The organism is Streptomyces sp. Xyl84 (assembly GCF_059731885.1).
The window spans coordinates 4,109,208-4,135,019 of record NZ_AP029182.1 but is presented as its reverse complement, the minus strand read 5'-3'; the positions used below and the strand labels follow the sequence as shown (position 1 = coordinate 4,135,019).

Genomic DNA, 25,812 nt, shown 5'->3' with positions numbered 1-25,812 from the left:
CGCCCCGCGTGCCGCTACGAACCGTGAACCGCCGCCCGCACGACAGCCGTACCGACCGGCCGGAGCAGTGGCCCCACGACCGCCTGTATCACGCGGTCGCACCGCTGTCCGAACCATGTACCAGTGTCCTGTGTGCGGACCAAACCCAAGCGGAAGACGAGAACGACATACCTACTGGTTCCACTACGAACCGGTCACGCACCCTCGACAGACCAATGTGAGAGGGGTCACCCTGTCATTCATCCACGCGGGGAGGCATGGATGGGCAGGAGCCGCAGAACACTTCCGGAGGAGCTTCTGTTGCTGGCACTGGACCCGGCCACGGGTACCACTGCACAGCCGCAGTCGCTCGACCTGGGTCTGGCCGGAGCGCAGCTAGTGGAGCTGGCGCTGGCCGGACGGATAGCCCCGGACGGGGATCGTATCGCCGTGGTGGTGCCACGGCCGACAGGAGATCCGACTCTGGACTGCGCGTTGGAGTTGCTGCGAAGGCGCGGCGCTCCGGTACGGGCCGTCCACTGGATCGGCGGGCCCCGTCTCGGGCTCCGCCAGACCTATCTCTCGCACCTGGAGAGGTGCGGCATGGTGCATGCCGTGGCCGGCCAGATGTGCGGGGTGCTGCCGACGACTCGCTATCAGGCGACGGACAATGTGATCAGCCGGGAGATCAGGGCCCGGCTCGACTCCGCGATCCGCACCGGCGTACCGCCGGACCCGCGGACCGCGGCGCTCGCCGCGCTGGCCCACGCGGTCGGTCTCGGCAAGCACCTGTATCCGGGCAACGAGGGACGTTCGTCCCGCTCCCGGCTGCGGGACCTGATCCGGCACGATCCGATGGGCGGTCTCGTGGCGCACGCCGTGATGGACGTGCAGAACGGGGTGGCGGCCCAGCCGCGCCGCGGACCGGCCTCGGCCGGCGGACGGCAGGCCACGGCCGGCGGCAGGCCCGCGCCGGAACCGGCCCACGGCGTCCCGATGCAGCCGCAGCGGGCCGCGGGCTCCATGGCGCGCGCGGTGGCGCACTGAGCCGGAAGCGGCCACCGGGCCGTCGCGGCGGCGGACGCGGCGGCAGAAACGTCACACGGCACGATCGCGCAGGGCCCGGTACGCCGGTCCCGCACCGCACCGCATCCTGAGCACCACAAGTCGTGAACACCCGGGCACCGCAAGCGGCAGACGCCGCAAGTCGCAGACATCACAAGCTCCGTGAGCACCACACCGGCACCAGCACGCATCACAGGCACGGCAAGCATCACAAGCACCGCACACACTCAGAACGCCGCACCGCAGTCCCCTGAACCGGCCCGGGAGCCGCTGGTCCGGGCGGGGTGCGGGACCGTCAGGTCCCGTGTCCCGCCCGGCCGTTCACCGCGGCACCGAACCGGCGCGCGGGCGGCGCGGATCGCGCCGCATATCCGGCGTTTCCCAGCGGCGGCAAGCACCTTGGTGGCAATCTGCTCAGCAGCAGATACGCAAAGTAGAGGCATGCAGCCGGAGGTGCACGTCCCGTGGCGTCCAATGTCAATCCCACCGTCAGGCGGCGCCGGCTGGGCCAGGAGCTGCGCAGGCTCCGCGAGCTCAAAGGCATGACGGCCGAGGAGGTGGCGGAGCGGCTGCTGGTGTCGCAGTCGAAGATCAGCCGCCTGGAGAACGGCCGGCGCAGCATCAGCCAGCGCGACGTCCGCGACCTGTGCGGGGTCTACGAGGTGGAGGACCACCGGGTCGTCGATTCGCTGATGCAGATGGCCAAGGACTCGCGCCAGCAGGGCTGGTGGCACTCCTTCGGCGACATCCCGTACAGCGTCTACATCGGCCTGGAGACGGACGCGGCCAGTCTGCGGGTGTACGACCCGCAGGTCGTCCCGGGCCTGCTGCAGACCCGGCAGTACGCGGAGGCGCTGATCGCCGGGGCGCTGCCGGAGACCGCGCCCGCGGACATCGAGAAGCGGGTCCAGGTGCGGATGCGGCGGCAGGAACGAATCTCCGCCGCCGAGAACCCGTTGCGCCTGTGGACGGTCCTCGACGAGGCCGCGCTGCGCCGGGCCGTCGGCAACCGCTCGCTGATGCGGGAGCAGCTGGAGCACCTGGTCGAGCAGTCGCAACTGCCGCACGTGACGGTTCAGGTGATCCCCTTCGAGATGGGCGCGCACCCGGGCCTGAACGGGCAGTACGCCATCCTGGAGTTCCCCGACACGGCCGACTCCAGCGTCGTCTACATCGAGGGCGTGACCAGCGACCTGTACCTGGAGAAGGCCAACGACGTGCAGAAGTACAGCGTGATGTACGAGCACCTGCGGGCGCAGGCGCTGAACGTGGAGCAGTCGCGCGAGTTCATCGAGAAGGCCGCGAAGGACTACGCGCGCTGAAGAGCGGGGCACGGTACACCGTCGACCACTGGTGACGGAAGAGCCGTTGGAATATGCCATCCGGTCGAGTGAAGGGCCGCTTCACCTGTCGGGCCCGGCGGGTAGCGTCGATCACGCCATCGACCAACACCGTTGGCGCAAACCGCGCTGTGGGTTCCCCGAACGCGTCGTGCGGTGACCGCAATTCCACCCCTCACTCGCAATCCGGAGCAGAAATGGCTATTCGTCAGGGCGCCACGGAGACGTGGACCAAGTCCTCGTACTCCACGGGCAACGGCGCGTGCGTCGAGGTCAAGTCACCGGTCGTCGCCACCATGGCGGTCCGGGACTCAAAGGTCCACGAGGGCCCGGTGCTCGGCTTCCCCGCCGACGCGTGGAACTCCTTCGTGGCGTCGGTCAAGGCCTGAGAGGGACAGGTCCTCCGGTCCTCCCGCGACGCCCCGCCCCACAACTGAAGAGCAGTACCGCAGGCGCGAGCAGCAGGACCGCGCGCGCCGCACGCAGAGCCCCCTCGACCAGTTCGCCGTCCTTGCCGAGGGGGCTCCGCCGTGCCCGCCCCGCACCGCCCGTCGGCTCGTCATCGCCTGCCGGCCGCCTCACCCCTGCCTACCGGCCGTCTCACCACCGCACGCGGCCCGCCCTCCCCCGGCCCGCACGCCCGGCCTCCCGACCAGCCCACTCCCAGCCCGCCACCTGTCCCGCACTCGTTCATGTAGGTGAACCAAGGTCAGTAAGCCGAACATTTTTGCCCGCTCTTGACCTTCCGCTTCCTTGTCGCGCCCGCGTGACCGATCCCACGATGAGCGGGCACTTCGCGGCCTTCCTCGCCCCTACCCCGCTCAGGCGAAGTGCCAACCGGATGAGCGGAGTTCACAAGGCGGACCCTGGAAGGGGGGCACATGAACAGTCTCGACTGGGCCGTGCTCATCGGCTACTTCGGCGTGATGGTCGCGATCGGCGTCTGGTCGCACAGACGGGTGGGCGACGTCAGCGACTTCTTCACCGCCGGCGGCAAGATGCCCTGGTGGCTGTCCGGCATCTCGCACCACATGTCCGGCTACAGCGCGGTGCTGTTCACCGGGTACGCGGGCATCTCCTACACCTACGGCGTCACCTCCTTCGTCACCTGGTCGTTCCCCATCGCCCTGGGCATCGCCATCGGATCGAAGCTGTTCGCGCCGCGCATCAACCGGCTCCGCTCCCGCCTGCACGTGGCCTCCCCGCTGGAGTACCTGAAGAACCGCTACAACCTCTCCACGCAGCAGGCGCTCGCCTGGTCCGGCATGCTGCTGAAGATCGTGGACGTGGGCGCGAAGTGGGCGGCGATCGCGACCCTGCTGTCCGTCTTCACCGGGATGAGCCTCAACCAGGGCATCCTGATCACGGGCGCGATCACCGCGGTCTACTGCACGATCGGCGGTCTGTGGGCGGACGCGCTCACCGAACTGGGGCAGTTCGTCATCCAGTTGCTCGCCGGGGTGTCGATGTTCGTGGCCGTCGTCCTGAAGCTCAACGACAAGGGCATCGGCTTCCTCGGCGCCTGGGACGAGCCCGCCCTGCACGGCCACGGAAAGCCGCTGGTCGGCCCGTACGGCACGGTGTTCCTGCTGGCGTTCCTCTTCATCAAGCTCTTCGAGTACAACGGCGGCATGCTCAACCAGGCCCAGCGCTACATGGCCACGGGCAGCGCCCGCCAGGCCGAGCGCTCGGCGCGGCTGTCGGCGGTCCTGTGGCTCGTCTGGCCGGTCGTCCTCTTCTTCCCCATGTGGATGTCGCCGCTGCTGGTCCACGCGAACAAGCCCGACGGCTCCGACTCCTACGCCCTGATGACCGAACAGCTCCTGCCGCACGGTCTGCTGGGCCTGGTCATCGTCGGCTTCTTCTCGCACACGATGGCCATGTGCTCCTCGGACGCCAACGCCATCGCCGCCGTCTTCACCCGGGACGTGGCGCCCGTGCTGTCGCGGCGGGCGCGGGCGTGGGGCGCGCGCAGCGGGCTGGTCGCCGCCCGCGTGACGACCGTCGTCTTCCTGGGGCTGTCCATGGCGGTGGCCACCCAGGTCGACTCACCGACGTTCAAGGACATCATCACGGTCGTCATCAAGTGGGTCGCGGGCCTGATGGGTCCGATCGCCATCCCGATGATGCTCGGCCTGCTCCGCCCGTTCCGCCGCTCGGGCCCGACGGCCGCGCTCACCAGCTGGGGCCTGGGCCTGCTGGCCTTCTGGCTGGTGAACTACCCGGTCAACTGGAACGTCGACGGCGGCGTCCCGCTCCAGTACCAGGTGTCGATCCCGCTCGCGGTCTCCCTGGTCCTGTACATCGTCATCGGTTACGTCAGGCCGGAGGACACCCCCGAGCGGCTCGCGATCATCGAGCGGGTCAACACCGACGGGGACGGCGAGGGCGGCACCGCGGCGGCAGCGGCGGTACCGGCCCCGGCGGGCGCGGGCGACGACGTGGTCGGCACCCAGCCCTCCTCGTGACCGACCCCTCCAGGCCCTGCCGCCACATTCCCGTCGTCGCCCGCGGGGCCCGCGGCGTCCGGTGCGTGCTCTCGGCGGGCCCGGCGGAAGTCCTCGTACCGGGCGTACCCGGGCTCTCGCCCGGTGCGGCGAGAGGGCGTGCCAGGCATCGCGGGGCAGGCAGGAATGTGACGACAGCGCCTGGCTAGGCGCCCCTCGGATAGCGGGCCAGCCAGCCCGGGGCCGACCCGGCGGGTCCGTGCAGGGCGGGCCCCTGGGTCATCTCCATCGCGAAGTCGTCCGCCAGGACCAGCAGGGTCGGACGGCCCTCCAGCTCGGCCAGCCAGGCCGGCGGGAGGGCCGTCTCGCCGTGCAGGGCACCGAGCAGACCGCCGGTGAGGGCCCCGGACGCCCCCGAGGGGCCGCTCTGGTTCACCGCCAGGCACAGCCCGTGGCGTACGTCCTCGCCGACCAGCGCGCAGTACACCGCGACGGCCAGCACGCCCTCCGCGGCCCCCTCCCCCGCCAGCTCCTCCACCCGCGCCGGGCCCGGCATGCCCTGGCGCACCGCGCCCAGCGCGTGCTGCAGCGCGTCCGAGACCGGCTCGTGGCCCGGCCGTACGGCGAGCAGCGCCAGCGCCTTCTGGACGGCGGCGTCGAGACCGTCCCCGCGGGCGAGCGCGTGCACGATCACGGCGTAGGCCCCGGCCGCGAGCCACGCCGTGGGATGCCCGTGGCTCTGCGCCGCGCACTCCACGGCGAGCTGCACCACCAACTGGGGCTCCCAGCCGACCAGCAGCCCGAACGGCGCCGACCGCGCGGCGGCCTCGGGCCCCGTCTCGCCCGGGTTCTTCGGCGCCTGGAGCGTCCCCATCGTCTCGTCCCCGAAGCCGCCGAGCAGCGCCCGCGTCGGCTCCCGCCGGGCGTACAGCCACTCCTCGCGGGCCAGCCAGCCGTCCTCCTCGCGCCGCTCGTCGGGCCCCCAGTCCCGCTGGGTCGCCGCCCAGCGCAGGTACGCCCGGTGCACGTCGGTCGGCGGGTGCCAGGCCCCGGTGTCCCGCCGCACCTGCGCCCGGATCAGCCCGTCCACGGAGAACAGCGTGAGCTGGGTGAGGTGCGTGACGGTGCCGCGCCGGCCGTGCGCCGCGACGAGGTCCACGACGCCCTCCGGCCCGTGCGCCTCCCGGACCGCCTCGTACCCCAGCCCGTCCACCGGCGCGCCGAGCGCGTCCCCCAGCGCGACGCCGAGCAGCGTGCCCCGCACCCGCCCGCGGAAGTCCTGCTGCTCGGCACGCCCCCAGACGATCCCGGCCGTCGTACCCACCCAGACCTCCCTCACGGCACCGTCCGTCCGTACGACGCTCGGCACTGTAGTCGAACGGGAACGGTGTGTTCAGGGGGTGATCGGCGGGGCGGGGCCCGGGAGCGCGGCACCAGCGCCCAGGTGTGGACGGGGTCCGGTGCCACGGCCCGGGTGAGGCCGGCCGGCGCCTCCTCGGCCCGGCCCGGTTCGACGAGGGCGGCGCCCCGGCTCGCCGGCGGCGACGCGTGGCAGGGTCGAGCGCCACGGCCCGGCCCGGCTCGGCTCGGTGGCGGCCTCCTCGAACCGGCCGGCGATCCGACAGGTGTCACCCCGCCCGGAGGCGACCCGGCTGGAGGCGACCGGGCCGGAGTCGGGGCGAGGCGGGCCGCCCGGTCCAGGCCGGCGAACACCTCGTCCGGCCGGCGGCCGGTCCAGCCTCTGCCGTCCTTCCCCTAGGGGACGACGACCACGCGCGTCCCCTTGTCCGCGAACGCCCACAGGGCCGCGCCGTCCTGCTTGCCGGTGCGGACGCCGCCCGTCTTGATGCCCTCGGCGACCGGCGGCGGCGAGGAGCCGTCCACGGCGTTGCTGAAGGCGACGAAGACACCGGACTTGCCCGCGAAGTACAGGATGTGCTCGATCTCCACCCCGTCCGAGCCCTTCGTGGGGTCGGCGACCCGCTGGGAGATCGCGTAGGCGCCCGGGTCGGGGCTGACCGTGCCGGGCCAGACGGCGAAGGTGCGGGTCGGCATGCCGCGCACGTCCATCAGCCAGACGCGCTTCTGCCCCAGGGAGTAGACGACGCGGCGGCCCGTGCCGGAGTCGGACGGCGGCGCGGGCGGGGCCGTGTGCTTGGGGGGCGCCGCCGGGGAGTGCCTGCCCGCCGGGGCCGACGCGCTGGGGCGCGCGGAGGCGGCGACGGGGTGCCCGCCCTGGTCCGCCTGGGCCGCCAGCGCCCCGACCGCGACGACCGCCGCGGCGGTCAGGCCGCTGACCCAGGCCCACGAAGGTATTCGGGCAGGCATGGGCACGCATCTCCTCGGCTACTCAGCTGTTCGGCCCCGGGAACCGTCGGCTCATCGTACTGTGGGCCGCCGCGCGCGCGGTTCAGTCCAGCACCGGCAGCAGCTGCGGCAGGTGACCGTCGGAGGCGGTCGCCGTGCGCTGCCGCTCCTCGGGGACCTCGCCGTAGACCGTGGTGCGCGGCCGGGCGGGGCGGCCCGCCGCCTCGGCGACCGCGATCAGGTCCTTGACCGACTTGTAGGAGCCGTAGGAGGAGCCCGCCATGCGGGAGATGGTCTCCTCCATGAGGGTGCCGCCCAGGTCGTTGGCGCCGGAGCGGAGCATCTCGGCGGCGCCGTCCGTGCCCAGTTTGACCCAGCTCGTCTGGATGTTGGGGATCCAGGGGTGCAGCAGCAGGCGGGCCATGGCGGTGACCGCCCGGTTGTCGCGGGCCGTGGGGCCGGGGCGGGCGATGCCGGCCAGGTAGACCGGGGCGTTGGTGTGGATGAAGGGGAGGGTGACGAACTCCGTGAAGCCGCCGGTCTCCTGCTGGATGCGGGCCAGGGTGCGGAAGTGGCCGAGCCAGTGGCGGGGCTGGTCGACATGGCCGTACATCATCGTCGACGAGGAGCGGATGCCCAGCTCGTGCGCGGTCCTGACGACCTCGATCCAGGTCGCGGTGGGCAGCTTGCCCTTGGTCAGGACCCAGCGGACCTCGTCGTCCAGGATCTCCGCGGCCGTCCCGGGGATGGTGTCCAGGCCCGCCTCCTTGGCCGCGGTCAGCCATTCGCGGATCGACAGGTTGGTGCGGGCCGCGCCGTTGACCACCTCCATCGGCGAGAACGCGTGCACGTGCATGCCGGGGACGCGCTCCTTGACCGCCCTGGCGATGTCGAAGTAGGCGGTGCCGGGCAGGTCCGGGTGGATGCCGCCCTGCATGCAGACCTCCACCGCGCCCACCTCCCAGGCCTGCTGGGCGCGGTCGGCGACCTGGTCCAGGGAGAGGGTGTAGGCGTCGGCGTCCGTGCGGCGCTGGGCGAAGGCGCAGAAGCGGCAGCCGGTGTAGCAGACGTTGGTGAAGTTGATGTTGCGGGTGACGATGTACGTCACGTCGTCGCCGACCGCCGCCCTGCGGACGTCGTCCGCGATCCGGGCGAGGGCGTCCAGCGCCGGGCCGTCCGCGTGCAGCAGCGCCAGCGCCTCGGCGTCGGTCAGCCGCGTCGGGTCGTCGGCGGCGGTGCGCAGGGCCTGGCGGACGTCGGTGTCGATGCGCTCGGGTGCCATGCCGGGCGCCGCCGCCTCGCGCAGGGCGTCCCAGTCGCCGTAGACCTCGTCGAAGTCGCCGCGGCGGTCCCCGGTGCGGCCCTCGGCGTCGATCGCGGTGTGCAGGTCGGTGCGGCCGGAGGCGGTGAACGCCTCGTCCGGCTCCTGCCAGGGGCGGCCCTCGACGGTCGCGTCCTCGCGGGCCAGGCCGGTGGCCGGGTCGGCGAGGGCGCTCACGTGCGGGAGGAGGCGCGGGTCGAGCCACGGCTCGCCCCGGGTGACGAACTCCGGGTAGACGCAGAGCCGTTCGCGCAGTTCGAACCCGGCGGCGGCGGAGCGCTCGCGCAACTGGTCGATCTGCGGCCAGGGGCGCTCGGGGTTGACGTGGTCGATGGTGAGCGGGGAGACACCGCCCCAGTCGTCGATGCCGGCCGCGATGAGCCGTTCGTACTCGCCGTCGACGAGGTTGGGCGGGGCCTGGAGGCAGGCCGCGGGACCCATGATGTGCCGGGCGACGGCGACCGTGGCGACCAGGTCGTCCAGTTCGGCGTCCGGCATGCCGCGCATCGCCGTGTCCGGCTTGGCGCGGAAGTTCTGGATGATCAGCTCCTGGATTCCGTGGTGGGCGCGGGCGACCTTGCGCAGCGCGAACAGGGACTCGGCGCGCTCCTCGAACGTCTCGCCGATGCCGATCAGGATCCCGGAGGTGAAGGGGACGGAGGAACGTCCGGCGTCCTCCAGGACCCGCAGCCGCACGGCGGGTTCCTTGTCCGGGGAGCCGTGGTGCGGGCCGCCGGGCTCGGACCACAGGCGGGTCGCGGTGGTCTCCAGCATCATGCCCATGGACGGCGCGACGGGCTTGAGCCGCTGGAAGTCCGTCCAGCTCAGGACGCCCGGGTTGAGGTGCGGCAGGAGGCCGGTCTCCTCCAGGATGCGGATGGAGACGGCGCGGACGTAGGCGATGGTGTCGTCGTAGCCGTGCGCGTCGAGCCATTCGCGGGCCTCGGGCCAGCGGTCCTCGGGCTTGTCGCCGAGGGTGATGAGGGCTTCCTTGCAGCCGAGTGCGGCACCGCGGCGGGCGATGTCCAGGACCTCGTCGGGGGACATGAACATCCCGTGTCCGGCGCGGCGCAGCTTGCCGGGGACGGTGACGAACGTGCAGTAGTGGCACTTGTCCCGGCACAGCCGGGTCAGCGGGACGAAGACGCTCTTGGAGTAGGTGATGACACCGGGACGCCCGGCGGCCTCCAGGCCGGCGTCGCGCACCCGGGCGGCGGAGGCGACGAGGTCCCGCAGGTGCTCGCCGCGGGCCTGGAGCAGCACCGCGGCCTCGGCGACGTCGAGGGCGACGCCGTCCCGCGCACGTTTGAGGGCGCGACGCAGGGAGTTCTCGGTGGGGCCGGTTCCGGAGGTCGCGGAAGTCGTCATCCTCCGAGCATACGATCGCGCTGATCAGCACGGGCGGCCGTGGCCGGGACGCGCGCACGGGCGCCCCGCCCGGCGGGGGCGGCGCGGGCGGTACGAGGGGACACGGGCGGGCGGACGAGGCCAGGGCGCGGGCGGCCGGCTCGCTCCCCCGGTGAGCGCACGCTTCCGGTGGCGCACCCCTAGGCTGACGGCCCATGACCCGCCACAGTGAGCTGAAGCACCGGATCGTGACCCGCTTCCAGCGGTACGTCGCCAATCCGGTCAACCGGCGTCTGCCCTCGCAGACCCTGCTGGAGACCACCGGCCGCGTCTCCCGGCTGCCCCGCCGCACCCCCGTGGGCGGACGCCTCACGGACGGATCCTTCTGGTTCGTCTCCGAGTTCGGCCTCAGATCCCAGTACGTCCGCAACATCCAGGCCGACCCGGCCGTCCGCGTCCGCATCCGGGGCCGCTGGCACCACGGCACCGCCCACCTCCTGCCCGGCGACGACGCCGTGGCCCGGCTGCGCCGCCTGCCCCGGTTCAACAGCGCGGCGGTACGGGCCTTCGGGACGGACCTGCTGACGGTGCGGGTGGATCTCACCGACTGAGCGCCCTCCGCAAGGGGAGAGCTTGTGCAAGCCTTGTGAGACAGGGCACCACGGTCTGTGATCGCTGTCTCCCGGAGCTGACGCATCTGCCATGAACAAGGCAAACTGGCCTCTCGGCGATGGACAGTTCGGCAGCGGTCAGGGAGCAGCGATGGACGGTGTACCGCGAGTACCGGAGCAGCGGCGTGCCGAGCGGTCGGCCGCGCTGCGCTTCTGCGTACTCGGACCGGTGCGCGCCTGGCGCGGCGAGGAGCTGCTGCCCACCGGCTCGCCCCAGCAGCGCGCCCTGCTCGCCGCGCTGCTGCTGCGCGAGGGGCGCACGGCGACGGCGTCCGAGCTGATCGACGCCCTGTGGGGCGAGGAGCCGCCCTCGCAGGCGCTGGCGGCGGTCCGGACGTACGCCTCCCGGCTGCGCAAGGTCCTGGACCCTGGGGTCCTGGTCAGCGAGTCCGGCGGGTACGCCGTGCGCGGCCTGGGCGAGGGCGCGCTGGACGCGGGGACGGCACAGGACCTCTCCGCCCAGGCGGACAAGGCCCGCGCCGCCGGGGACCTGCACCGGGCGCGGACGCTGCTCGGCCGCGCGCTGCGCCTGTGGGACGGCGAGCCCCTGGCGGGGGTGCCCGGCCCGTACGCCGAGGCGCAGCGGGTGCGCCTGGAGGAGTGGCGGCTGCAACTCCTGGAGTCGCGGCTCGACATGGACCTGGAGCAGGGCTGCCACGGCGAGGCCGTCTCGGAACTGACCGCGCTGACCGCCGCCCACCCGCTGCGCGAACGCCTGCGCGAACTGCTGATGCTCGCGCTGTACCGCAGCGGCCGGCAGGCGGAGGCGCTCGCCGTCTACGCGGACACCCGCCGCCTCCTCGCCGGCGAACTCGGCGTGGACCCGCGCCCGGAGCTGCGCGCGCTCCAGCAGCGCATCCTCCGCGCCGACCCGGCCCTCGCCGAGCCCTCCGCCCCCGCCACGGAACCCGCCGCGGCCCCGGTCCGCCCCGCCCAACTGCCCGCCACCGTCCCCGACTTCACCGGTCGCGCGGCCTTCGTCAGCGAGCTGAGCGGCATGCTGGCCTCGGCCGAGGGCCGGGTGATGGCCGTATCGGCGCTGGCCGGGATCGGCGGGGTCGGCAAGACGACCCTCGCCGTGCACGTCGCGCACCACGCCCGGGCCGCCTTCCCCGACGGCCAGCTCTACGTCGACCTCCAGGGCGCCGGGCAGCGCGCCGCGGAACCGGAGACGGTCCTCGGCTCCTTCCTGCGCGCCCTCGGCACGGCGGAGTCCGCGATCCCCGACTCCCTGGAGGAGCGGGCCGCCCTGTACCGCTCGGTCCTGGACGGCCGCCGGATCCTGGTGCTGCTGGACAACGCGCGCGACGCCGCCCAGGTCAGACCCCTGCTGCCGGGCACGGAGGGCTGCGCCGCACTGGTCACCTCACGGGTGCGGATGGTCGACCTGGCGGGCGCGCACCTGGTCGACCTGGACGTGATGAGCCCGGAGGAGGCCCTCCAGCTCTTCATCCGGATCGTCGGCGAGGAGCGGGTCGCCTCGGAGCGGGAGGCGGCGCTCGACGTGGTCGCCGCCTGCGGCTTCCTCCCCCTCGCCATCCGCATCGCCGCCTCCCGGTTGGCGGCCCGCCGCACCTGGACGGTCTCCGTCCTGGCCGCCAAGCTGGCCGACGAGCGGCGCCGCCTGGACGAACTCCAGGCGGGCGACCTGGCCGTGAAGGCCACCTTCGAACTCGGCTACGGCCAGCTGGAGCCGGCCCAGGCCCGCGCCTTCCGCCTGCTGGGCCTCGCCGACGGTCCGGACATCTCCCTGGCGGCGGCAGCGGCCGTGCTCGACCTGCCCGCCGAGGACACCGAGGACCTGCTGGAATCCCTCGTCGACACCTCCCTCCTGGAGTCCGCCGCCCCGGGCCGCTACCGCTTCCACGACCTCGTCCGCCTCTACGCCAGGTCCTGCGCCGAACGCGACGAGCACACCCCGGGCGAACGGGACGCGGCGATGTCGCGCCTGCTGGACTTCTACCTGGCCACGGCGGCGGGCGTGTACGCGACCGAGCGGCCGGGGGACCGGCTGGTGGACCACCTCGCCGCCACCGGGTACCCCGGACTCGTCTTCCCCGACCGCAAGGCCGCCCGGGACTGGCTCTACACCGAGGCGGACTGCCTCCTCGCCCTCGCCCGCCGCAGCGCGGAGCGCTCGGCCTCGCTCCGGCGCGCCACCGACCTGCTGTGGGCCGCGCTCGACATCTCCGAGTCGGGAGCCAACTCCCGCGAGTACGAGGCCACCGCGAAGGCACTGCTCGACGCGGCCCGGCGGGCCGGTGTGGCGCAGGTGGAGGCGCGGGCACTGATGACGCTCGCTCACGCGCACGTCGACGCCGGCCGCTTCGAGATGGCCGACCAGGAGGCGGAACAGGTGATCCGCCGCGCCATGGACGCCGACGACCTCCTGCCGGTGTGCTGGGCGCGCAACGCGCGCGGCATCATCGCGCTGTACCAGAGCCGCAACGAGGACGGCGAGCAGCATCTCTCCGAAGCCATCCGGCACTTCCGCATCCTTCAGGACCGGCCCGGCGAGGCCAGCGCGCTGTGCAACCTCTCCCGCATCCACCTGGCGACGGGCCGGACCAGGAGCGCGGTGGCCCTGGCGCAGCAGGGCATCGGCATCTACGACGCCATGGGGAACTCGATGCGGGGCGCCAACGCCCGCTACGCCCTGGGCATGGCGCTCACCCAGAGCGGCCGGCTCGACGCCGCCGCCGACAGCCTCACCGAGGCGCTGGGTGTCTTCCGGGACAGCCGGCAGCGGCTCTGGGAGGGAATGACGCTGTTCCGCCTGGCCGAGGTGGACATCGCCGCGCAGCGCCCCGCGCAGGCCGCCGCCAACGCGGAGCTGGCCCTCACGGTGCTGCGCGGCATCGGCGGCGAGTGGCGGCGCGGCAACGTGCTCACCGTTCTGGGCCACGCCCTGACGGGCATCGGGCAGACGGACCGCGCGCGGGTGTGCTGGCGCGACGCCCTGCGCATCTACGAGGAGCTGGGCGCGCCCGAGGCCGCCGCCGTGAGCGAACTGCTGCGCCCGGCCCAGGCCGTGTGAGGTCCGCCGGGACGGCACCGGCGCGTTCATCGAACGTTTATCGCCTCCCGTCATGCTCGACCCAGTCGATCCGTCGCGTCGGGGGGCAGACGGGTCACTGCGAGGGGCCCCGCACTGGCGAACTAGTGTGAGCGGCCCAGGAATGCCCGCCCGGGCACACTCGGGGGAGTGACCGGGCGGGCTTCCAGCGCCCGATGAGGAACACACCGAGTGGAGCGAAGAGCATGAGCGACGAGCCGGTCATCAAGCCCCAGGACATGCACGCCACCGGCACGAAGGACGGCGAGGCCGCGGCAGCCGTCGCCCAGCCCGGGGACGGCGACGTGACGACGCAGGACATGCACGCCACGGACGAGCCTGTCACGGTCAAGGACATGCACGCCACGTCGGAGCCCTTCAAGCCGACGAAGTAAGCCCGCGTACCCGGGGGGACCGGACGGGGGATCACGGGGGATCAGCCGGGGGGACCACAGAGGGGGGATCACGGGGGGACGGGGGAACACGGGGGGCACGGGGGATCGGCCGCGGCGGCGCGGAGGGGGAGCCGTCGCGGCCGACGTGTGTCCGGGGGCCGCTCTGGCCGCGCGCCCGGTGCGGGCCGTCAGCCGGCCGCCGGGGCCGCCGGGTCCACGGTGCAGTGGGCCGGCCGGACCCCATCGCCGGGCGCGCCGGCGTCCACGCGTACCGTCCGCCTGCCGTTCGCGGGCACGTCGGTCTCCCGGAGCGCGGAGCGGATCGTGCCGCCGTGGGCGTCCTGGAAGGTGACGGTGGCGGTGAACGTGCCGCGCCTGTCGTTGGGGTTGGTCAGTTCGACCGTCGCGTAGGGCTTCTTCTCGGTGGCGCAGCTCAGCAGCCTCACCCGCGCGTCCTGGAGCCGCGTCTCCGTGCCGCCGCCGGACGGGGTGGCGGTCGGACCGAGGTCGGGGCGACGGCGGTGGGAGGAGCTGCCGCCGGTCGTGCCCGTGCCGCTGCCGCCGGAGCCGTACGTGTCGTCGTCCTCCGGGGCGTACGTGCCGTCGGTTCCGGAGCCGTACGTACCGCCCCCGGACGACGAGGACGACGAGGTGTCGTGGTCCTGGCGGGAGCTGCTGCACCCGCCCGAGCCGCCGCTGCCGTGACCGCCGTGCCCGTGGCCGCGGGAGAAGCCCGTCAGGGCCAGCACCACGACCGCCAGTACCGCAGTGAACCTGAGTCCGCGCCCCCGTATCCGCATGGGCGGCACCCTATCCCGTGGTGCGGGCCGTGCCCGTGCCCTTCTCGGCGTCCAGGGCGTACACGCAGCGGTCCTTGCTGCACGCGTACACGACGCCGTCCCGGACGACCGGGGAGCCGGTGATCTCGCCGCCGGTCGCCAGCTTCCAGCGCAGGCGGCCGTCGTCGGCCTTCAGCGTGTACAGGAGGTGGTCGGTGGAGCCGAAGTGGATGCGGCCCTCGGCGACCGCCGGGGAACCCACGATCTCCCCGCCGGACTGGAAGCGCCACTTGGGCGTCCCGGTCACCGCGTCCAGGGTGTACAGGCCCTTGCCGCTGCCGACGTGCACGTGTCCGGCGGCGACCAGGACCGGGTCGACGCAGGACCGCGCCTCGGTGGCGATGCGCCAGCGGTCGCGGCCGTCGGTGGCGTCCAGGGCGTACACGGTGCCGAGGTAGTCGGCCAGGTAGACACCTCCGCCGGTGACCGCCGGGCCGGGGGCGAAGGCCGGCGGGGAGAGGAAGACGGCCGGTGCCTCGAAGTGCCAGCGGACATGGCCGCTCGCCACGTCGAGGGCGACGACACGGGTACCGGCCGAGACGTACACGTAGCCGTCGGGGGCGGCCGTGAGGCGGACCGGCACGCCGCCGCAGGAGGCCGCGTCCCCGATGGGGTAGGACCAGCGTTCGTCGCCGGTGCGGGCCTCCAGGGCGCGCAGGCGCGCGTCCTGCCAGACGTAGACGGTGCCGTCGTGCAGGGCGGGACCGGCCTCGGGGGACTCGAAGTCGGTCTGGCAGCCGGTGATCTCCCACAGCTTCTGGCCGCCGGTGGCCTCCCAGGCCTGGACGCCGCCGCCGCGGGTGCCGGTGACGACGGTGCCCCGCTCGGCCTTGAGGGAGTACACCCAGGCGTCGGTCTGCAACCGCCACAGGTCGGCGCCGTCCCGGGCGTCCAGGGCGAACAGGGTGGGCCCGTCGGAGGCGTGCACGCGGCCGTCGGCGACCGCCATGGACCAGGCGACGTCCCGGGTCTTGAAGCGGCGCCGGCCGGTGGCCACGTCCAGGGCGTGCACCTCGAAGGAGGTGACGTAGACCAGGTCACCGGCGACGGACGGGGTGCCCCACACGTCGTTGGACATGCGGAAGCGCCAGGGGCGCCAGCCGGGCGCGGTCTCCGGCGGCACGCCGGTCACCGCCGGGACGACGGGCGCGGCACCGGGCCGGGACCTGGACCAGGTGGCGGCCAGGCCCGCCTCCGGCGGCGGCGCCTTCACGGCGGCGGCGCGGGCGTCGGCGACGCGCGGCCCGGGACCGATGGGCACCTGGGCGCCGGCCAGCCGCACCGGACCGGTGCCGGGGGCGCCGACCGGCGCGGGCATCGCGGGCAGCGGCGGCGCGGGCGGGGCCGGCACGACGGGGTCGTAGGAGGGCGGGGGCGGCGGCGGTACGGCGGGCCGGGCGCCGCCCACCGGGCCGGCCGAGGTGGGCGGCGGGACGAGGCGTCCGCCGCGCCGGGACTCGATGAGGCCCACCGCCTGCTCGGGCAGCCAGGCCGACGCGGTGCCGCTGTCGTCGGTGCCCGAGCCGAAGAGGTGCGGGGCGAGCTGGGCCTGGAGGTCGGCGGGGGTGGGGCGGCCCGCGACCTCCATCTGCATGCAGGACTCGATCAGCGGACGCAGCTCGTCGGGGAGGCCTTCGAGGTCGGGGCCCTCGCGCAGCAGCATGAAGACCGTCTCGACCGGGTTGGCGCCGTGGAAGGGCGGGTGCCCGGTGGCGGCGAAGACCAGCATCGAGCCGAGCGAGAACACGTCGCTGGCCCCCGTGACGCTGCGCGAGTCCTTGGCCTGCTCGGGTGACATGTAGGCGGGGGTGCCGACGGCGACGTTCGTCATCGTCAGACGGGTGTTCGAAACGCCGGAGGCGATGCCGAAGTCGATCACCCGCGGTCCGTCCTCGACGACGAGCACGTTGGACGGCTTGAGGTCACGGTGGACCAGCCCGGCGCCGTGGATGGACTGCAGCGCCTCGGCGACGCCCGCCGCCAGCCAGCGCACCGCCTGCACCGGCAGCGGACCGCACTCGGTCACTATCTCCTCGAGGGAGGGCGCGGGGACGTAGGCGGTGGCCAGCCACGGCACCGCCGCGCGCGGGTCGGCGTCGACCACGGCGGCCGTGTAGAAGCCGGAGACCGCCCGCGCGGCCTCGACCTCGCGCGTGAAGCGGACCCGGAAGAGCTGGTCCTCGGCCAGCTCGGTGCGGACCGTCTTGATCGCCACCCGCCGGCCTGACGCCGAGCGCGCGAGATAGACCAGCCCCATGCCGCCGGCGCCCAGCCGTCCCAGCACCTCGAACGGACCGATCCGCCGCGGATCGTGCTGCGTCAGCTGATCCACCACTTGCCTGCCACCTCCCCGTACGAGCCGCGCCACCTCCGTGTGTACGCGGCCCCCGTGCAGCGTCTCACCACCGCACCGCCGCGGCGGCACGCACTCCGATTCTTCCTGGCCGCGGCACCGGTGGCGAACCTGGCGACGAACCGGGATGTTCTGGTGCTTTTGCGACGCAAAACGGCGGATTCCCGCCGCCTGTGCTGCATCAGCGGCCGGATTTGACCGCCTGGTGACCATTTCACCGGCTCGCGTACGGCGACATTCCCCGCGCCGGGTGCGTCGGCTCCCCCGCTTCGGGCCGGCCGGCCGCGCCGCCACCGACGGCTTCCGTCCCGGCTCGTACGGGCTTCCGCACCGGCTCGAACGGGATTCCGCCCCTGACGGTACGGCGGGCCGGCTCGTACGACGCTCGCACCCCCGCCGGTACGGCACCCCCGCTCCAGCCCCTGCGGCGCTTGCGCCGCGGCGCGCGCGGCCTTCCTCACCGCTCCAGGACGGCGAAGGACGCGCCCTGGTCGTCGGCGACGACCGCGACCGTGCCGTAGGACGTCTCGAAGGGGGGCACCTGGACGCGGCCGCCGAGCCGGGCGGCCGTGCCGAGGGCGGCCTCGGCCCGCGCGACCCGGAAGTGGACGAGGAAGTGCGGCGGCATCTCGGGCGGGAAGACGTCCGTGACAGGGGCCCGGCCGAAGCCGGGGCGGGTGTCCCGGCCGAACAGGGCCTCGTGGAAGAGCCCGCCGTAGAAGGCGTTGGCCGTCTCGGTGTCGCGGGTGTAGAGCTGGGCCCAGTCGAAGCTGCCCGGCTGGTGGCGCACGCCGAAGCCCGCGTGCCGGCCCGGCTGCCACAGGCCGAAGACGGCGCCCTCGGGGTCGGCGGCCAGCGCGGCCGTGCCGTAGTGGCCCACCTGCCGGGCGTCGCCGACGATCTGCCCCCCGCCCGCCCGGATCCGCGCGGCCAGCGCCCCCATGTCCGGGGCCGCGAAGTACACCGTCCAGACGGTGGGCATCCGGCCGTCCGACTTCGGGGCGAGCGCGGCGACGGGCCGCCCCTCCAGCAGGGCCAGGACCGAGCCGCCGTACGCCTCCTTCTCCTCGAAGGTCCACCCGAAAAGCTCACCGTAGAACCGCCGGCCGGCGGCGGTGTCGGAGAGCTGCGCGTCCACCCAGCAGGGGACGCCCTCCGTGTACGCGGATGCCCTGTTTTCGGCCATGCCGTCAAAGTAGCCGGGACTCCCGCAGCCCGCAGACCAGGCACACCAGCCTCTCGGCGCCCGCGCACCCCATTTGCAGTCGGCCGAATCGCGCTCCCATCACCCCTCGGTAAGCTGACGACATGACAGGACAAGTGCGTACCGTCGACGGCCGCGTGGCCGGCCGGCGAGGGCAGGCGACCCGGCAGAAGCTGCTCGACTGCCTCAGCGAGATGCTCAGCTCCTCGCCCTACCGGGATGTCAAAGTCATCGATGTCGCCCGGAAGGCGGGGACTTCGCCCGCGACCTTCTACCAGTACTTCCCGGACGTCGAAGGCGCCGTCCTGGAGATCGCCGAGCAAATGGCCGCCGAGAGCGCCGATTTGACCGGGCTCCTCGAAGGCAGGTCGTGGGTCGGCAAGGCCGGCTGGCAGACTGCCCAGGAACTCGTCGACGGCTTCCTGGACTTCTGGCGCCGCAACGACGCGATCCTGCGCGTGGTCGACCTCGGGGCCGCCGAGGGCGACAAGCGCTTCTACAAGCTCCGTATGAAGATCCTCAACGCGGTGAACGGCTCCCTCACGGATTCGGTTGCCGAACTCCAGTCCAAGGGCAAGATCGACAAGGACGTGAACCCGGCGGCGATCGCCGGTTCACTGGTCGCCATGCTCGCCGCGGTCGCCTCGCACCAGAAGGGTTTCACCTCCTGGGGTGTGAAGCAGGCCGAACTCAAGCCGAACCTCGCGCTGTTGGTGTACCTGGGCGTTACCGGGAAGAAGCCGACGAGATAGCCGGTCCCCCGGCCCCGGGCGCCCGTGCGGCACCTCCAGGCCACAAGTCCTGTCAGGCAGGCGGCGGTTCACCCGAGTGGACCGCCGCCTGTCGCGTTGTGGGGCATCCCGGGAGAGGGTGCGCGGGTACGTCCCGGTGTGCGCGAGGGGTGAGGGCGCGCGGGGACGCCCCGGTGCCGGGGGCGTGACCGGCGTGCGTGAGCGGGAGGGGGCGAAGGCGCGGGGGCGGAGGCGCGGGGGCGAAGGCGCGGGGGCGAAGGCGCGGGGGCGAAGGCGCGGGGGCGGAGGCGCGGGGGCGGAGGCGCGGTCCCGTCCCGCCCGGCGGACGGGCAGCCGGACGGCGCCGGGGGAACGGCACCGGGTGATACTCGGGGCATGAACACGGAACTCGACGCCCTGCTGAGGTCGCTGCGCGTGTGGGACCCGGAGGTCACCGAGCTGCCCGCGTTCGACCCGGAGGAGGCGCCCGCCGCCCCGCTCCCCCTGTTCACCCGGTGGTTCGCGCAGGCGGTCGCGGCCGGTGAGCGCGAGCCGCACACCATGTCCCTGGCGACGGCCGACGAGGCCGGCGACCCGGACGTCCGCATCGTGATGCTGCACGGCGCCGACGCGGAGGGCTGGGCCTTCGCCACCCACGCGGACAGCCGCAAGGGCCGCCACCTGTCCGGCCGCCCGTACGCGGCCCTCGTCTTCTACTGGCCCGTCCTCGGACGCCAGGTGCGGGTGCGGGGCCCGGTCACGACCGCACCCCACGAGCAGGCCCGGTCGGACCTGCACGTCCGCTCGGCCGGCGCCCTGGCCGCCGCCCTCACCGGCGCGCAGAGCCGGGTCCTGGACTCCCTCGGTGAACTGAGCCGGGCGTCGCAGGCGGCCTGGGCCCGCGCCGGCCGCGAGCCGGACGCGGACGTCCCGTCCTGGACCCTGTACCGCCTGCGCCCCGACGAGGTCGAGTTCTTCCAGGGCGACGCCCGCCGCCGCCACGTACGCCTGCGCTACCGCCGTGCCGAACGGGAGCGGACGGGCCCGGAGGGCTGGGTCAGGGAGCTGCTGTGGCCGTGACGGCGGCGCCGCCCGTCCGTGGTCACGGGGCGGGGGCGGACGGCTCGAATCCGTACACCGCGAAGTCGGACACCGGCCGGTAGCCGATCCGCTGGTACAGGCCGTTGCTGGTGGGGTTGGCCAGGTCGGTGAAGAGCAGCACCTCGGCCGCTCCGGACTCCACGGCGAGGCGGCTCACCTCCGCCGTGACGGCGCCCGCGTACCCCCGGCCGCGCAGGTGCTCCGGGGTGTGGACCGCGGTCACCCGCACCTGTCCGGCGACCACCGGGGACCTGCCGGCCATGGAGACCGGGGTGCCGTCCGGGGTCTCCCAGAACGTCACGGCGCCGGATCCGGCGTGCTCGTCGGCCCAGTCCCCCGGGTCCCGCACGGCGGACTCGCCGACGGCGGCGCAGAAGTCGGTGTACCAGCGGGCCAGCAGGCCGCGGTCCGCCGGGCCCGCCACCCGCGCCCGTCCCGGCGGGGCCGGCCGCGGCACGGTCAGCCCGCCGAGCCGGTACAGCCGCATCCGCCGCTGGAGGGAGGTCCGGGCGCCGGTGTGGCGGTGCCAGGCGGCGGCGAAGGCGGCGGCCGTGTCCTGGTCGGCGTTGACACCGGAGAGTCCCCCGGCGCCCGCGGTGCCCTCCCGCGCCCGTCCGGCCAGGTGTGCCGCCAGGGCGTCGGCCTCCGCCTCGGTCAGCGAGGTGAGCACCAGCGGGTGCGGGGGCGTACGGAAGAAGGAGGCCCGCACGCCGCGCGTGCCCGTCCGCGCCGCCTCGCCTTCCAGCACGCCGAACTCGGGGGCGCCGTCCCCGTACGTGCGTCCGCCGCGGGCGCGCAGGTTCTCCGTCACGGTCAGGTGCACGGTGTGCCGGTCGGGCCGGGAGCGCAGGAACTCCCCTGCACGCGCGAGGAATTCGTCGAGGTCACGGGTGAGGTACCAGTCGTCGCAAGCCATGCTTCATGATTCCGCCCGGCCGTCGGGTCCGCCTCCGGATTACGCCGGTGCCGCCCCGGTCAGCGCGGCGCGGGCGGCGCGGGCTCGGGGTCCGTGGCCAGCCGGGCGTGCAAGTGGCAGTCCCGGAAGGCGTCGTGGCGTCCCGCCTCCCACATCGCGCCGCGCGCGGTCCCCTCGTACAGGTAGCCGCAGCGCTCGGCGACGCGGCAGGACGCCTCGTGGCCGACGGCGTGGTCCAGTTCGAGGCGGTGCAGGCCGAACTCCGTGAAGGCCCAGCGGCCGGCGAGGAGCAGGGCGAGCGTGGCGACACCGCGCCCGCGCGCCTCCGGCAGCACCCAGTAGCCGACGCGCCCGGAGCGCATGGGACGGCTGATGACGGCGACACTGACGTGGCCGAGCCTCTCGCCGGTCGCCTCGTCCGTGACGCAGAACGGCACGCCCGTGCCGTCGACGGCGCTCTGCACGTGGGCGGTGAGCGATTCGCGCGCGTCGGCCAGGTCCCGCTCCAGGATCAGCGGTGTGTTCCACCGCCGGAACTCCGGGTCGGACCGCCCCCGCAGCCAGCTCTCCAGATCGGCCTCGGACTCCGGGTCCCACAGACGGAGCCGCAGGCCGTGACCCCGCAGCTCGGGGGCGGGATCGGCAAGGGACTTCTCACGTATCTCGGCCACCCGGCCATTCTGGCCGAATGAGCGGGGCCGCCACATCCGGATCACGGGCTGCCACATCCGGAATGACGGGCCACCGCACCGCCGGGCCGGCCGTCGGGGTCCGGCCGGGCCGGCACGCCGTCCCTGGGGCACCGGACCGTCCGGGGCCCCGACGCGACGCCCGCCGCGGTCATGCGTGACCGATCCGCAACCAATTCCGGTCTTGACCGAGACCCATCAAGCGGGGGCGTGATTACGCTCGCGCTCATGGCCGACTCTCCGTCCACCGGCGCCGCCGCGTCCGCCCCCGCCCCCGCCCCGGAGCGCACCGACCGCCCCGTCTACGTCATCGGCGGCGGCCCCGGCGGTCTGGCCGCCGCGTACGCGCTGCGCGCACGGGGCGTGCGCGCCGTCGTGCTGGAACGGTCCGACCGCGTCGGGGCGTCCTGGCGGCGGCACTACGACCGCCTGCACCTGCACACCACCCGCCGGCTCTCCGCGCTGCCCGGCCTGCCGATGCCGCGCCGGTTCGGCCGGTGGGTGGCCCGCGACGACCTCGTGCGGTACCTGGAGAAGTACGCCGAGCACCACGAACTGGAGATCGTGACCGGCGTCGAGGTCTCCCGCGTCGAGCGCGCCGCGGACGGCACCGGCTGGCTGCTGCACGCCACCGGCGGCCGCAAGCTGACGGGCGCCGCCGTGGTCGTGGCCACCGGTTACAACCACACCCCCCGCCTGCCGGACTGGCCCGGCCGCGCCGGCTACCCCGGCACCCTGCTGCACGCCGCCGAGTACCGCTCGCCCGGCCCGTACGCCGGCCGGGACGTGCTCGTCGTCGGCATCGGCAACACCGGTGCCGAGATAGCCGTCGACCTCGTCGAGGGCGGCGCCGCACGGGTACGGCTGGCCGTGCGCACCGTCCCGCACATCCTGCGCCGCTCGACCGCCGGGTGGCCCTCGCAGTACACGGGCGTCCTGTGCCCGCGCCTGCCCGTCGCGCTCGTCGACCGGCTCGCCGGGCCGCTGACGCGGCTGAGCATGCCCGACCTGTCGGCCCACGGCCTGCCCCGCCCGGACACCGGCCTGTACTCACGGGTCAAGGAGGGCGCGATCCCCGTCCAGGACGTCGGCCTCGTCGACGCCGTGCGCGGCGGCCGGGTCGAGATCGTGGCGGCCGTCGACGGCTTCGAGGACGGCAAGGTCGTCCTCGCCGACGGCGACCGCATCGAGCCGGACGCCGTCATCGCGGCCACCGGCTACGCACGCGGCCTGGAGCCCCTGGTGGGGCACCTGGGCGTGCTGGCCCCCAACGGCAGGCCCGTCGTCCGGGGCGCCCGCACCGCTCCGGACGCGCCCGGCCTGTACTTCACCGGCTTCACCAACCCCATCAGCGGCATGCTCCGCGAACTGGCCCGGGACGCGGAGAAGATCGCCAAGGCGGTCGCCCGCGCCCACCGCTGACACCGGCACCCCCTACGCGACCGCCGCGGCGAGGGCGCGCGGCCGGCGCCGGATCACCAGGGCCATCAGCGCGGCCGCCGCGCACAGCGCCCCGGAGGCGTACCAGACGACGTCGTACGAGCCGAAGACGTCGCGGGCGACCCCGCCGAGGTAGGCGACGAGTGCCGCGCCGACCTGATGGGAGGCGAGGACCCAGCCGAAGACGATCGCGCTGTCCTCGCCGTAGTGCTCCCGGCACAGAGCCAGGGTGGGCGGGACCGTGGCGACCCAGTCGAGGCCGTAGAAGACGATGAAGAAGATCATGGGCGGGTGCACGCCCGGCGCGAGCAGCATGGGCAGGAAGAGCAGGGCGACACCGCGCAGCGCGTAGTAGACCGCGAGCAGCCGGCGTGGCTCGAATCGGTCGGTGAACCAGCCCGAGGCGATGGTTCCGGCCACATCGAACACGCCGACGACCGCGAGCAGCGACGCCGCCGTCGTGACGGGCATCCCGTGGTCGTGGGCGGCGGGCACGAAGTGCGTCTGGATCAGGCCGTTCGTGGAGGCGCCGCAGATCGCGAAGGAGCCGGCCAGCAGCCAGAAGGGCCCGGTGCGCACCGCCGAGGACAGCACGCCGAGCGTGCGGCGCGCGGCTCCCGGCACCGGGGCCGGCTTCGGTACGAACTCCGCTGCGCCGTACGGGCGTACGCCCACGTCCGCCGGGTGGTCGCGCAGCAGCAGCCAGACGAACGGCACGACGGCGAGCGCCGCCAGCGCCACGGTCACGGCCGCCGGACGCCAGCCGTGCGACTGGACCGTCCAGGACAGGACGGGCAGGAAGATCAGCTGACCGGAGGCGGAGGCGGCGGTGAGGATGCCGCTGACCAGGCCGCGCCGCTCGGTGAACCAGCGGTTGGTGACGGTGGCCGCGAAGGCCAGCGCCATCGAGCCGGAGCCGAGGCCGACCAGCAGGCCCCAGCACAGCCACAGCTGCCAGGCGGCCGTCATCCACACCGTCAGGCCCGAGCCGACCGCGATCACGGTCAGCGCGACGGCGACCACCTTGCGGATGCCGAAGCGGTCCATCAGGGCGGCGGCGAAGGGAGCGGTGAGGCCGTACAGCGCGAGGTTGAGCGAGACGGCGGCCCCGATCGTGCCGCGCGACCAGCCGAACTCCTGGTGCAGCGGGTCGATGAGCAGTCCGGGCAGCGACCGGAACGCCGCCGCTCCGATGATGGTCACGAAGGTGACGGCGGCGACGAACCACGCGCGGTGCACCCGCGCCCGGCGCCGGGGCGGTGTCCGGGCCTCGGTGTCGAGGGCAGATTCCGTTGTCTGGGTCACGTCACTCAGCTTCGCGGGCGGGCCCGCGCGCATCGAGTGGCCCGAAGGCCAGCGTTCGCTAGGATCGGGCCATAGGATCGGGTCATGGACTCCGACACGGCTCCGGCTCCGGCTCAGCACACCGCCCCCGTGCCGCCCGTCGGCGGGAGCCCCTCCGCCGGTGCGCCCCCGACCCCCGGCCCGGCCCCCTCCCCCGCCCCCGTCCCTCCGTCCGGGCAGTTCTCTCCGCACCGCGTGGTCGTCCTCGCGCTCGACGGGCTGCTCCCGTTCGAGCTGGGGATCCCGCACCGGATCTTCGGGCGCCCCAAGGACGCCGCGGGCCGGCCGCTGTACGAGGTCGTCACCTGCTCCGTCCGGCCGCCCGGCCCGGTGCGGACGGACGCCGACTTCTCGATCGTCGTCGCACACGGACCGGAGGCCCTGGCCGGCGCCGACACCGTGATCGTCCCGGCCTCCTACGAGCGGGGCCGGCTCTACGAGCAGGGCACGCTGCCCGAGGACCTGGCCGCCGCGCTCGCGCACATCCGGCCCGGCACCCGGCTCGCCTCCATCTGCACCGGCGTGTACGTGCTGGCCGCCGCCGGCTACCTGGACGGCCGCCCCGCGACCACCCACTGGGCCGACGCCGAGCGCTTCCAGCGGCTCTTCCCGCACGTCGACGTCGACGCGGACGTGCTCTTCATCGACGACGGCGACGTCCTGACCTCCGCGGGGGTCGCCGCCGGGATCGACCTGTGCCTGCACATGGTGCGCCGCGACCACGGCACCGCGGTCGCCAACGACGTGGCCCGCCGCACGGTCGTGCCGCCGCACCGCGACGGCGGGCAGGCGCAGTACATCCACCGGCCGCTGCCGGACCCGCAGCTGGCCACCACGACCAACGCCCGCGCCTGGGCGCTGGGACGGCTGCAGGAGCCGATCCAGTTGCGCGACATGGCCGAGCAGGAAGCGATGTCGGTGCGGACCTTCACCCGCCGCTTCCGCGAGGAAACCGGGATCAGCCCGGGGCAGTGGCTCACCCAGCAGCGCGTCGAACGGGCCCGGCACCTGCTGGAGTCCACGGACCTGTCCGTGGACCAGGTGGCCCAGCAGGCGGGCTTCGGTACGGCGCAGTCGATGCGGCAGCACCTCCAGGCGGCCCTCGGCGTGACCCCGACCGCCTACCGGCGCACCTTCCGGGTCCGGGGCACCGGCCGGCCCGCCTAGCCCCTCCCCCTTCTATGGCCCTTCTCACAATTCAGGCGAAAAGGGGATTTCGGTGACGGGAGTCACCGACCGGCGGCGGGTGTTCTGTCTATGTTTCGGCC

The 25,812-nt window shown here is 73.9% G+C and carries 20 protein-coding genes; 11 read left to right on the top strand and 9 right to left on the bottom strand.

Annotation, left to right across the window (positions count from 1 at the left end):
* The first annotated feature begins 261 nt into the window (after positions 1–261).
* The 4 genes from AC6I72_RS17995 (at position 262) to AC6I72_RS17980 (ending at position 4,852) form a co-directional block, all read left to right on the top strand.
* Complete coding sequence (locus tag AC6I72_RS17995; RefSeq protein ID WP_037859387.1) at positions 262–1,026, top strand: GOLPH3/VPS74 family protein; 765 nt, start codon at positions 262–264, stop codon at positions 1,024–1,026.
* 482 nt (positions 1,027–1,508) lie between these two features.
* On the top strand, positions 1,509–2,366 hold the full coding sequence (locus AC6I72_RS17990) for a helix-turn-helix domain-containing protein (RefSeq protein WP_037859385.1): 858 nt from the start codon (positions 1,509–1,511) through the stop codon (positions 2,364–2,366).
* 215 nt (positions 2,367–2,581) lie between these two features.
* Positions 2,582–2,773, top strand: coding sequence for a DUF397 domain-containing protein (locus AC6I72_RS17985; RefSeq protein ID WP_366723820.1), 192 nt, complete (start codon positions 2,582–2,584; stop codon positions 2,771–2,773).
* 492 nt (positions 2,774–3,265) lie between these two features.
* A complete protein-coding gene (locus AC6I72_RS17980; protein ID WP_498001922.1) occupies positions 3,266–4,852 on the top strand; it encodes a sodium:solute symporter family protein in 1,587 nt (528 codons plus the stop codon).
* Positions 4,853–5,036: 184 nt separating this feature from the next.
* Here AC6I72_RS17980 and AC6I72_RS17975 read toward each other — a convergent pair whose 3' ends face one another.
* From AC6I72_RS17975 to AC6I72_RS17965, 3 genes are all read right to left on the bottom strand, one after another.
* Entirely contained in the window at positions 5,037–6,155 is a 1,119-nt protein-coding gene (locus AC6I72_RS17975) for an ADP-ribosylglycohydrolase family protein (RefSeq protein WP_498001921.1), read from the bottom strand.
* 431 nt (positions 6,156–6,586) lie between these two features.
* Positions 6,587–7,159, bottom strand: a complete 573-nt coding sequence (locus tag AC6I72_RS17970; RefSeq protein ID WP_498001919.1) for a hypothetical protein — start codon at positions 7,157–7,159, stop codon at positions 6,587–6,589.
* Positions 7,160–7,241: 82 nt separating this feature from the next.
* Positions 7,242–9,827, bottom strand: coding sequence for a bifunctional FO biosynthesis protein CofGH (locus tag AC6I72_RS17965; RefSeq protein ID WP_498001917.1), 2,586 nt, complete (start codon positions 9,825–9,827; stop codon positions 7,242–7,244).
* A 194-nt stretch (positions 9,828–10,021) separates the two neighbouring features.
* Between AC6I72_RS17965 and AC6I72_RS17960 the strand changes: the two genes are divergently transcribed.
* From AC6I72_RS17960 to AC6I72_RS17950, 3 genes are all read left to right on the top strand, one after another.
* Entirely contained in the window at positions 10,022–10,417 is a 396-nt protein-coding gene (locus AC6I72_RS17960) for a nitroreductase/quinone reductase family protein (RefSeq protein WP_498001916.1), read from the top strand.
* Between the two features lie 151 nt (positions 10,418–10,568).
* Positions 10,569–13,514, top strand: a complete 2,946-nt coding sequence (gene afsR, locus AC6I72_RS17955) for an SARP-family global regulator AfsR (RefSeq protein WP_498001914.1) — start codon at positions 10,569–10,571, stop codon at positions 13,512–13,514.
* A gap of 224 nt (positions 13,515–13,738) precedes the next feature.
* Positions 13,739–13,927, top strand: coding sequence for a hypothetical protein (locus AC6I72_RS17950; RefSeq protein ID WP_498001912.1), 189 nt, complete (start codon positions 13,739–13,741; stop codon positions 13,925–13,927).
* A gap of 188 nt (positions 13,928–14,115) precedes the next feature.
* Here AC6I72_RS17950 and AC6I72_RS17945 read toward each other — a convergent pair whose 3' ends face one another.
* The 3 genes from AC6I72_RS17945 to kbpA all read right to left on the bottom strand — a co-directional run bounded on the left by AC6I72_RS17945 (position 14,116) and on the right by kbpA (position 18,305).
* Positions 14,116–14,727 (bottom strand): hypothetical protein, encoded by a 612-nt coding sequence (locus tag AC6I72_RS17945; protein ID WP_498001911.1) that lies wholly within the window; start codon positions 14,725–14,727, stop codon positions 14,116–14,118.
* 10 nt (positions 14,728–14,737) lie between these two features.
* On the bottom strand, positions 14,738–17,101 hold the full coding sequence (gene afsK, locus AC6I72_RS17940; protein ID WP_498001910.1) for a protein serine/threonine kinase AfsK: 2,364 nt from the start codon (positions 17,099–17,101) through the stop codon (positions 14,738–14,740).
* A 475-nt stretch (positions 17,102–17,576) separates the two neighbouring features.
* Positions 17,577–18,305, bottom strand: coding sequence for an AfsK-binding protein KbpA (gene kbpA / locus AC6I72_RS17935; RefSeq protein ID WP_498001909.1), 729 nt, complete (start codon positions 18,303–18,305; stop codon positions 17,577–17,579).
* A 134-nt stretch (positions 18,306–18,439) separates the two neighbouring features.
* Between kbpA and AC6I72_RS17930 the strand changes: the two genes are divergently transcribed.
* Both AC6I72_RS17930 and AC6I72_RS17925 read left to right on the top strand, forming a co-directional pair.
* Positions 18,440–19,075, top strand: a complete 636-nt coding sequence (locus tag AC6I72_RS17930; RefSeq protein ID WP_498004721.1) for a TetR family transcriptional regulator — start codon at positions 18,440–18,442, stop codon at positions 19,073–19,075.
* Between the two features lie 375 nt (positions 19,076–19,450).
* On the top strand, positions 19,451–20,134 hold the full coding sequence (locus tag AC6I72_RS17925) for a pyridoxine/pyridoxamine 5'-phosphate oxidase (protein WP_498001907.1): 684 nt from the start codon (positions 19,451–19,453) through the stop codon (positions 20,132–20,134).
* A 22-nt stretch (positions 20,135–20,156) separates the two neighbouring features.
* Here AC6I72_RS17925 and AC6I72_RS17920 read toward each other — a convergent pair whose 3' ends face one another.
* Both AC6I72_RS17920 and AC6I72_RS17915 read right to left on the bottom strand, forming a co-directional pair.
* Positions 20,157–21,071 (bottom strand): GNAT family N-acetyltransferase, encoded by a 915-nt coding sequence (locus AC6I72_RS17920; protein WP_498001906.1) that lies wholly within the window; start codon positions 21,069–21,071, stop codon positions 20,157–20,159.
* A gap of 59 nt (positions 21,072–21,130) precedes the next feature.
* Positions 21,131–21,742, bottom strand: coding sequence for a GNAT family N-acetyltransferase (locus AC6I72_RS17915; protein WP_498001904.1), 612 nt, complete (start codon positions 21,740–21,742; stop codon positions 21,131–21,133).
* A 246-nt stretch (positions 21,743–21,988) separates the two neighbouring features.
* Here AC6I72_RS17915 and AC6I72_RS17910 point away from each other — a divergent pair, with 246 nt between their 5' ends.
* Positions 21,989–23,182, top strand: coding sequence for a flavin-containing monooxygenase (locus AC6I72_RS17910; protein ID WP_498001903.1), 1,194 nt, complete (start codon positions 21,989–21,991; stop codon positions 23,180–23,182).
* Positions 23,183–23,194: 12 nt separating this feature from the next.
* On the opposite strand, the gene AC6I72_RS17905 is transcribed toward AC6I72_RS17910, so the two are convergent.
* Positions 23,195–24,505, bottom strand: coding sequence for an MFS transporter (locus AC6I72_RS17905; RefSeq protein ID WP_498001902.1), 1,311 nt, complete (start codon positions 24,503–24,505; stop codon positions 23,195–23,197).
* Positions 24,506–24,589: 84 nt separating this feature from the next.
* Between AC6I72_RS17905 and AC6I72_RS17900 the strand changes: the two genes are divergently transcribed.
* Positions 24,590–25,711, top strand: coding sequence for a GlxA family transcriptional regulator (locus tag AC6I72_RS17900; RefSeq protein ID WP_498001900.1), 1,122 nt, complete (start codon positions 24,590–24,592; stop codon positions 25,709–25,711).
* Positions 25,712–25,812: the final 101 nt, after the last annotated feature.